This window comes from Planktotalea sp., assembly GCF_018607965.1.
In the GTDB taxonomy this organism is placed as follows: domain Bacteria; phylum Pseudomonadota; class Alphaproteobacteria; order Rhodobacterales; family Rhodobacteraceae; genus Planktotalea.
The window spans coordinates 1-9,056 of the sequence record NZ_JABBAM010000117.1 but is presented as its reverse complement, the minus strand read 5'-3'; the positions used below and the strand labels follow the sequence as shown (position 1 = coordinate 9,056).

The window sequence follows — 9,056 nt, the reverse complement described above, 5'->3', positions numbered from 1 at the left end:
CGTCCCAAAATCGGCGACACGCCAATACGAACCAATCCAGAAATACCTTTGGACACTATTTGGATAACCGCATTCAACGCCGCAAGCTGCGGCTTGGCAGTCTTCATCATCTGAAATTTCGTTATGCTTTGTGCACGGGCACGCTCGGAAATAAATCCAGCGTTCAATCGCTCAGACGGTACCTCTTCGGTCACAATCGCATGGGGCACCCACGCCAACGTCAATCCGGCAGCATGTGCACGACGCGAGAAATCAGTGTCCTCACCGCCACTCAAACCGAACACAGGATCAAAGCGCAAATTCGCGATTTGAACCGCGTTCAAATCCGCAATCCAGTTATTCGTCGCCAGATCAAATCGTTGACCTGCAGCCATCGCAGACGCTTTACGCCCATCGCTCACTTTTGCAGCGCGCTCGTAGTAGGACAGGACAGCCCCTTCAGCATCCGAACACCCTGTAGAGGGAACGACGGGAACGACAGGGCCGCCCGCAAGCTGCGCCTCGGCCTCTTTCGCACCAGCCCACAAAATCCGCAACCAATCGTGGCGCACTTGCTCGTCGTCATCAATAAAGGCCATCCAATCGGCGCCCTGTGCAAGCGCGGCCTCAAGTACCGTATTGCGCGAATGCGAAATACCACGACGTGGTTCAAGAAATGCGCGCGCACTCCAACCAGTACGCTTTGCGAAGTCATCAACCAGATCAGTCAGCGTCAAGATTTCATCATTTTCGACAAAAATAAAACAAAGCTCCGCCCCTTGCGGCACATCCAAGGCCTGCAAAGACTGCAAAAGATCCGCGAACATGCGCGGTCGTTGTCGTGTCGCGGCAGCAACAGCAATGCGCGTGACCGTGCGCTCCATATTTTTTATCGCCCCAGAATAATGTCCAACACTACTCTCCAGATCCTCTTAAAACAAACAGAGCACCTTGTTCGTGCATGTGATTGCGCGTCAAGTGTTGCTCTTGCGCCGCCAAAGACCCACAAACCTAATGAATTCCCGCACCATTTGCGAAAGTGAACTGACCCAATGAGCGACATCTATATCCGGACCACCGGCCACGCTGGCCATATTACGCTAAACCGCCCTGCTGCGTTGAACGCATTGACCTATGACATGGTCCGCGCAATTGACGTCGCCTTGCGGGACTGGGCGAACGATCCAAACGTCGCTCTGGTCTTGATTGATGCCAGCGGTGACAAAGCGTTTTGCGCAGGCGGTGATATCGCAGACCTTTACGCAACAGGCCGATCTGGCGATTTCACATACGGACAAGGGTTTTGGCGCGACGAATACCAATTGAACGCATTGATTGCAGGGTTTTCCAAGCCGATCGTCACCTTCTTGCAAGGCTTCACGATGGGCGGCGGCGTCGGTGTTGGATGCCACGCCTCTCATCGGATTGTCTGCGACAGTAGCCGCATTGCGATGCCCGAATGTGGCATTGGATTGGTGCCCGATGTTGGTGGGTCGATGTTACTGGCCCATGTGCCTGGACGTTTGGGGGAATACCTTGGCCTAACGACTGATCGCATGGGGCCTGGGGACGCTATCTTGGCCGGTTTTGCAGATCATTTTATTCCACAGGACTCGTGGGAAGAACTTCGGGCCACACTTTGTGCTGAGGGTGATATCAGCGCTGTCTTATCCGCAGAACATCCCGCGCCCAAAGCTGCACTTTCAGAACATATGGATATGATCTCAGCCTTGTTTGCAGGCGAAGGCCTTAATGACATCTGCACAAACCTGCGCGCAGAAAATACTGAACTTGCAGAGAAATCCTTGAAATCGATTGCACGTAATTCTCCGCTCGCAATGGCCTGCGCAGTCGAGATGATCCACCGTCTGCGCGGCATAAGCGAAATGAAGCGCGCATTGGAACTCGAATACCGCTTCACGTATCGTGCAATGGAGCATGGGGATTTCCTTGAAGGCATACGCGCCGCAATTATTGACAAGGATCGCACACCGAAATGGAAACACGCGCTGGACAAAGTGCCCCCCGTTGATGTCTCCTTTATGCTGCGCCCATTGGGCAAAGAGAAACTGACATTTGAAGAAGAGAGTACAGGCATGCAAATCGGATTTATCGGTCTTGGTAATATGGGCGGCCCGATGGCGGCAAACTTGGCTGCAGCGGGCCATACTGTGCGTGGCTTTGATGTGGCCGGCACGTCTGCACAGGGCGTGAGCAACGTCGAAAGTGCGGTTGAGGCCGCCACAGGCGCTGATGTGTTGATAACGATGCTGCCCAATGGCGACATTCTACGTTCTGTTGCGGATGAAGTTATCCCCGCGATGAATGCGGGCGCGGTTCTTTTGGATTGCTCAACAGTTGATGTTGAGAGTGCGCGCGCGGTTGCTGAGCAAGCGGTCGCAGCGGGTGTCCACGCCCTCGATGCACCTGTGTCGGGTGGTATCGGCGGGGCCTCTGGTGGCACGTTAACGTTCATGGTTGGTGGTGGTGAAGACGGGTTTAACAAAGCTCTGCCCCTGTTTGAAATCATGGGACAAAAGTCGGTTCACTGCGGTCCATCTGGTAATGGGCAGGCCGCAAAAATTTGCAATAATATGATCCTTGGCGTGACTATGATCGCTACTTGTGAATCCTTTGCACTGGCCGACAAACTGGGTCTGGACCGTCAAAAGATGTTTGACGTGGTCAGTACGTCCTCTGGGTATAGTTGGAGCATGAACGCCTATTGCCCAGCCCCCGGTGTTGGCCCAACGTCTCCAGCCGACAATGATTACCAACCAGGTTTCGCGGCAGACTTGATGTTGAAAGACCTCAAACTTGCGCAAAAAGCGGCGATCGATGCAAATGCTGACACGCCCATGGGGGCAATGGCCCAAGCGTTGTATGCGCAGTTTGTCGAAGACGAAGACGGATCAGGCAAAGATTTCAGCGCGATGCTTCCTCGTTTCGAAAAGAACGGGCGTCCCTAACAGTCGTTTAAGGCGGGTGCGTGATATCACGCACCCTACGACCCCGTTACGCCCTAAGGCGCGCACCCGCTGGATCAAAGGGTGGCTCGCTTAAGATCACCGCGCGATGGGGCTGGCCTAGGACCATCACTTCAACCGCATCTCCCGCTTTGGCGTCTTTGACAAAACCAAGCGCAAGGCTCATTCCAACGGTATAGCCATATGTGCCCGAGGTCACGCGCCCGATGCCTTTGCCGTCTTTAAAGATCGGCTCGCCCCCTGTTGCATCCGCATTTGATGCAGTCACATCCGTCTCATCCAAGTGCAGCAGAACCATATGTTCGCGCGCGTCCTGCGCTAGCGTCTCAGCGGCTGCCGCTTTGTTCAGAAAATTCTTCTCCATTTTACAAAGACGGTCCAAGCCCACTTCTTGCGGGAAGTACTCTGGACTATATTCGCGGCTCCACGATCCATAGCCCTTTTCCACACGCAGACTCATCAACGCGCGCCCGCCAACGGGTCCAGCGCCAATCTCTTTGCCCGCCTCTAACAACGCTTCATACAGACGCGCTTGATCGGTCTCATCGCAATGCAGTTCCCAGCCAAGATCCCCTGTGAAACTAACGCGCAGCGCCAACACTTCTACGCCAGCCAATTCTATCCGCTTGGATCGCATGAATGGAAAATCTTCGGTTGCAAGCGACGCGTTCGTCATACGTTGCAACATTTCACGCGATTTGGGACCCGCGACGTTGAACCCGCAAATCTCATTCGTGCGGCTCTCAAATATCACGCCCTCGGGCAACGACACCTGTTTGAAGAACCGCTTGTGATACCGTTCCGCCATGCCTGATCCAATGATCCAGAATTCATCCTCAGCCAGCTTGGTCACTGTGAAATCGCCCGCGATTCCGCCGCGCTTGCCGATCAAGGGCGTTAGGCAAGATCGCCCCACCGCCTTTGGCATGTTGTTGGCAAAGACCGCATTCAGCCACTCGGCAGCGCCCGCACCCTTGCAAATATATTTCGCGAAGTTGGAGATATCGATGATCCCCGCGCGATTACGCAACATCTTGCATTCCTCGCCCACAGGGCCCCACCAATTTTGGCGTGTGAACCCGTTGGTATCGGCCGCACTAGACGTATCGGCAAACCACGACGGATGCTCCCAACCTGCGTTCAAACCAAACACAGCGCCAAGTTCGGCTTGCTTGGAATAGGCGGGCCGCATGCGCGCAGGTCGACCCGCTGCGCGTTCTTCATTCGGGAAATGGATCGCAAAGCGGTGTGCATAGCTGTCTTCAACCCGCGCTTTGGTAAAGGCTTTATCGGCCCAAGTATCAAAGCGCGCGACGTCCCAGCCGAACATGTCGTATTGGGTTTCGCCCTCGATCATCCACTGGGCCGCCATCAGGCCCATACCGCCTGATTGCGAAAACCCTGGGATGATGCCGTTGCAGCAGAAATAATTCTCAAGCTCTGGCAAAGGTCCAAACAGCACATTGGAATCGGGCGACCAAATCATAGGCCCATTGATGACCCGCTTGATGCCAGCGTCAGCCACCGCTGGGACACGTTCAATCGCGTTCATCATATTCTCTTCGATCCGTTCCAGATCGTCTGGGAACAGTTCATGCGCGAAATCTAGCGGCGTGCCCTCTTCGGCCCAGAACTTCACATCCTTTTCATAAGCCCCGACCAGCAAACCCTGCCCTTCTTGGCGCAGATAATATTCGCCGTCGCGGTCAGACACAGACGGCAAGCGACGATCTGACGCTTCGATCTCGGGAATGCTTTCCGTCACGAAGTACTGGTGTTCAGTTGGCTGCAGAGGCAGTTCAAACCCAGCAAGTGCCGCCACTTCACGCCCCCAAAGACCTGCTGCGTTCACCACCCACTGCGTGTGAATATCACCCTTTGGCGTCTTTACGATCCATGAACCATCCGATTGTGCTTCGGTCGCGGTCACAGGCGTAAAGCGATTGATCTCCGCCCCACGTTTACGCGCGCCAATCGCATAGGCATTCGTCACACCAGAAGGATCAACATTGCCTCCGTCAGGTTCGTACATCACACATTTGATGCCATCGTAGTTCACCATCGGGTTCAGCTCTTGGGCTTCCTCAATGGAGATCTCGTAGAAATTCATGCCGTAAAGCTTGGCCTTTGCCGCTTGCAAGCGCAACTGGTGCACACGCTCTTCGGTCTGTGCGAGGTACAAAGATCCCGGCTGGAACACGCCGCAAGATTGGCCAGTTTCTTCCTCAAGCGCATTATAAAGGTTCATCGTATAATGCTGAATGCGGCTGATGTTCGTGCTATCATGCAGCCCGTGAATGTTCGCCGCTGCGTGCCATGTGGACCCCGACGTCAATTCATCCCGCTCTAGCAGAACAACGTCCGACCAACCAAGCTTGGTAAGGTGATAAAGGATAGAGCAACCAATAACGCCGCCCCCGATGACGACTGCTTGTGCTGTGGTGCGCATGGCTTAACTCCCGAAAGCTGCGATATTTACCTGAGCGTATCTTTCCAAATAAAGCCAAATAGAGGAAACACGACATAATGTGTCGCAACTTGACAACGGGTGCCAAGATTTTTCTAGAAAAATCGAAGAACCCGAATTGATCACTGTTTAGCCAAGGAATACTTCTCATGAAAACCACCACCAGAGTAGCAGTGATCGGCGGCGGCGTTGTCGGATGTTCCGTTTTGTACCACCTGACCAAACTTGGCTGGTCCGACGTGATGCTGATCGAGCGTTCCGAGCTGACCTCTGGTTCTACGTGGCACGCGGCGGGTGGATTTCATACGTTGAACGGTGACACGAATATGGCCGCGCTTCAGGGCTACACCATCAACCTCTACAAAGAGCTTGAGCAAATCACGGGCATGTCTTGCGGCCTGCATCACGTGGGCGGCATTACATTGGCGGACAATCAAGAGCGCTTTGATATGCTGCTCGCTGAGCGCGCCAAACATCGCTACATGGGCTTAGAGACTGAAATCGTTGGTCCTGAAGAGATCAAAAAGATTGCGCCCGTTACGAACACGGATGGCATCTTGGGCGCGCTTTATGACCCACTTGATGGACATCTGGATCCTTCTGGCACGACCCATGCCTACGCCAAAGCCGCGCGTATGGGCGGGGCGACAATTGAAACCCACACAAAAGTTATTAAGACGAACCAACGTCTCGATGGCACGTGGGATGTGATCACCAACAAGGGTACGATCCACGCAGAACACATCGTTAACGCGGGCGGTCTTTGGGCGCGCGAAGTGGGCGCGATGGCGGGGGTTTATCTGCCTCTGCACCCGATGGAGCACCAGTATATCGTCACAGATGACATTCCTGAAATTTACAACAAGGACAGTGAACACCCCCATGTGATGGACCCTGCCGGCGAGAGTTATTTGCGCCAAGAAGGTCATGGTCTGTGCATCGGGTTTTACGAACAGCCCTGCCGCCCTTGGGCCGTGGATGGTACGCCTTGGGACTTTGGCCACGAATTGCTGCCCGACGATTACGACAAGATCGAAGACAGTATTGCCTTTGCCTACAAGCGCTTCCCCGTGCTGGAAACTGCAGGCATCAAATCCGTGATCCACGGTCCGTTTACATTCGCGCCCGACGGTAATCCGCTGGTCGGTCCTGTTCCCGGGATGCGCAATTACTGGTCTGCCTGTGGCGTTATGGCTGGGTTCAGCCAAGGCGGCGGCGTCGGCTTGATGCTTGCCCAATGGATGATCGAGGGTGAGACAGAGCGCGACACGATGGCGATGGATGTTGCTCGTTTTGGTCAGGACGTGATCACGCCCAGCTACACTTTGCCCAAGGTGATCGAGAACTATCAGAAGCGTTTTTCAGTGAGCTATCCCAATGAGGAACTGCCTGCCGCGCGTCCGTTCCGCACAACGATGATGTACGATATTTTCAGCGATATGGGTGCAGTTTGGGGCCAGCAATACGGGCTTGAGGTCGCGAACTACTTCGCGCGCGAGGGCGAGCCAAGCTACGAGACGCCCTCTTTCCGTCGCTCTGATGCATTCGATGCAACGGCGCGTGAAGTGAACGCGGTGCGCAGTGGCGTTGGTATCAACGAGGTTCAAAACTTTGGCAAGTATCGCGTCGCAGGCGCGAACGCGCGCACATGGCTTGATCGGATCATGGCAGGACGCATTCCAAAAGTGGGCCGCCTTAGTCTGACGCCAATGCTGTCGCCCAAGGGACGCTTGATTGGTGATTTCACAGTGTCTTGCCTTGCCGACAATGAATTCCAAGTGACCGCAAGTTATGGCAGCCAAGCCTATCACACACGCTGGTTTGAACAGAACATGGACGACGGTGTAACGCTCGAGAACATCTCTGATCGTCGGACGGGGTTTCAGATTGCAGGACCAAAAGCGCGCGAGGTGCTGGCGGCATGCACGCGTAGTGACGTATCCGAGATGAAGTTTATGGACGTGCGTCGTATGTGCGTCGGCATGGCAGACTGCATCGTGCAACGTGTCAGCTACACAGGCGATCTGGGTTACGAGATTTATTGCGACAGCATGGCGCAACGCCAACTTTGGTGGACGCTTTGGAACGCAGGGCAAGAACACGCCATGACGCCCTTTGGCATGCGTGCGATGATGAGCCTGCGTTTGGATAAATTCTTTGGCTCGTGGCTGTCGGAATTTTCACCAGATTATACGGCGGCAGAAACAGGCATGGACCGTTTTATCAGCTTCAAGAAGAATACTGATTTCATCGGTCGCGCCGCAGCCGAAACAGAGCGCGCAACACCGCCTGCCCGCCTTCTTTGTGCGTTCGAAGTGGATGCACAGGATGCAGACGTCGTCGCCTATGAGCCGATGTGGATCGAGGGCACCGTTCAAGGGTTCTGCACGTCTGGCGGTTATTCGCACCACGCCAAGAAGAGCATCGCACAGGCCCTTATCCCGCGTGAATTGGCGCATGAAGGACTAGAGGTCGACATCGAAATCCTTGGAGACATGCGCAAAGCACGGCTGATCACGACACCCCTGTTTGATGCAGACGGCGCGCGGATGCGCGGTTAATGCGCATTGCTTGCCTTCTCCCCGCTGCGGGCGCGTCATCGCGCATGCGTGGTGGGGATAAGTTGCTGGAATTGGTTGATGGTTTGCCTTGCCTGCGCGTGATGGCCAATCGTGCCTTGGCAGCTGGCTTAGAGGTTATCGTCACATTGCCAAATGCAGATCATCCGCGCGCTTCGGTTTTGGGTGATTTGGATTTGAAAAGAATTGTTGTGCACAATGCAACGGATGGGATGTCCGCGTCTTTGAAAGCGGGTGCTGCATTTGCAAAATCCTTTGCAGATGGTCTGATGATACTCCCACCGGACATGCCTGCACTGGAACTTGGTGATTTGGAAGAAATTGCGAACGCGTTCCTATCCGCACCAAACAGCATTGTGCAGGCTACGACTATCGACGCAAATCCGGGTCATCCGACACTTTTCCCCAAAAGTTTGCTTTCAAAATTCAGGGATTTGGAAGGCGATCGTGGCGCGGCTTCTATATGTCTCGAAAACCCAGATCTAATCTTACAGGTAAAGCTAGAAGACCAGCGTGCCCGACTTGATCTAGATACGCCCGAAGACTGGGTCAAATGGGGTGCGTCACACGTCTGAGAAGAGGGCTTTTGTCATTTGTTGCGCAGTGAGCGATGGGCGCGCTGCGGGGTATTTAATTTCGGTATCTTCCTCTAATTCTGGGAAAATGCTCAAAAGTTCATTGCGGTGACGTGCATCCATCGCACTGCACGTAGATCGCTGGGTTGATAGCTTTCCGACCAAGCACCGTCCAACAATACGATTTCGTGCTGTTCAAACATGAAGTGGATGTACGTCACAGAGTCTACCGTCACGCGCGACACACCTTCAAAACAAATCAGCAAATGCGCCGCAACAAGAACCTCGTCCGCATCAAACCATTCGCGAATTTGTGCATTGCTCAAAAGCATTCTGTGTTGAGGCGACACAACTGTATCGCGTTCAGGAAGCATTGGACCCAGCGCACCTTGGCCAATTCGGATTGGGTGTAAACTAGGGTCAGGACCCATTAACTGATTGAGCCTGTGGGGCTGATATGATTCACGAC

Annotated in this window: 6 protein-coding genes; 3 read left to right on the top strand and 3 right to left on the bottom strand. The window is 54.2% G+C overall.

Translation table 11 applies throughout. From position 1 onward, the window contains the following. On the bottom strand, positions 1-863 hold an 863-nt coding region (locus tag QZ279_RS10835; protein ID WP_293450728.1), incomplete at its 3' end, for a glycosyltransferase family 2 protein. A gap of 168 nt (positions 864-1,031) precedes the next feature. Between QZ279_RS10835 and mmsB the strand changes: the two genes are divergently transcribed. After that, a complete protein-coding gene (gene mmsB, locus QZ279_RS10830; RefSeq protein WP_293450726.1) occupies positions 1,032-2,948 on the top strand; it encodes a 3-hydroxyisobutyrate dehydrogenase in 1,917 nt (638 codons plus the stop codon). Between the two features lie 46 nt (positions 2,949-2,994). On the opposite strand, the gene QZ279_RS10825 is transcribed toward mmsB, so the two are convergent. Further along, positions 2,995-5,415, bottom strand: a complete 2,421-nt coding sequence (locus QZ279_RS10825; RefSeq protein WP_293450724.1) for an FAD-dependent oxidoreductase — start codon at positions 5,413-5,415, stop codon at positions 2,995-2,997. A gap of 167 nt (positions 5,416-5,582) precedes the next feature. Between QZ279_RS10825 and QZ279_RS10820 the strand changes: the two genes are divergently transcribed. Both QZ279_RS10820 and QZ279_RS10815 read left to right on the top strand, forming a co-directional pair. Further along, positions 5,583-7,994 (top strand): FAD-dependent oxidoreductase, encoded by a 2,412-nt coding sequence (locus QZ279_RS10820; protein WP_293450722.1) that lies wholly within the window; start codon positions 5,583-5,585, stop codon positions 7,992-7,994. After that, the gene (locus QZ279_RS10815) at positions 7,994-8,587 is read left to right on the top strand and encodes a nucleotidyltransferase family protein (RefSeq protein ID WP_293450720.1); all 594 of its coding nucleotides are present in this window, start codon (positions 7,994-7,996) and stop codon (positions 8,585-8,587) included. The genes QZ279_RS10820 and QZ279_RS10815 overlap by 1 nt, the downstream gene beginning before the upstream one ends. A gap of 92 nt (positions 8,588-8,679) precedes the next feature. Here QZ279_RS10815 and QZ279_RS10810 read toward each other — a convergent pair. After that, the coding region (locus QZ279_RS10810; protein ID WP_293450718.1) for a Hint domain-containing protein at positions 8,680-9,056 on the bottom strand (377 nt) is incomplete at its 5' end.

Coding starts and splice junctions, on each gene's coding strand:
- mmsB (WP_293450726.1), top strand. CDS start 1,032: ATGAGCGACATCTATATCCGGACCACCGGCCACGCTGGCCATATTACG.
- QZ279_RS10825 (WP_293450724.1), bottom strand. CDS start 5,415: ATGCGCACCACAGCACAAGCAGTCGTCATCGGGGGCGGCGTTATTGGT.
- QZ279_RS10820 (WP_293450722.1), top strand. CDS start 5,583: ATGAAAACCACCACCAGAGTAGCAGTGATCGGCGGCGGCGTTGTCGGA.
- QZ279_RS10815 (WP_293450720.1), top strand. CDS start 7,994: ATGCGCATTGCTTGCCTTCTCCCCGCTGCGGGCGCGTCATCGCGCATG.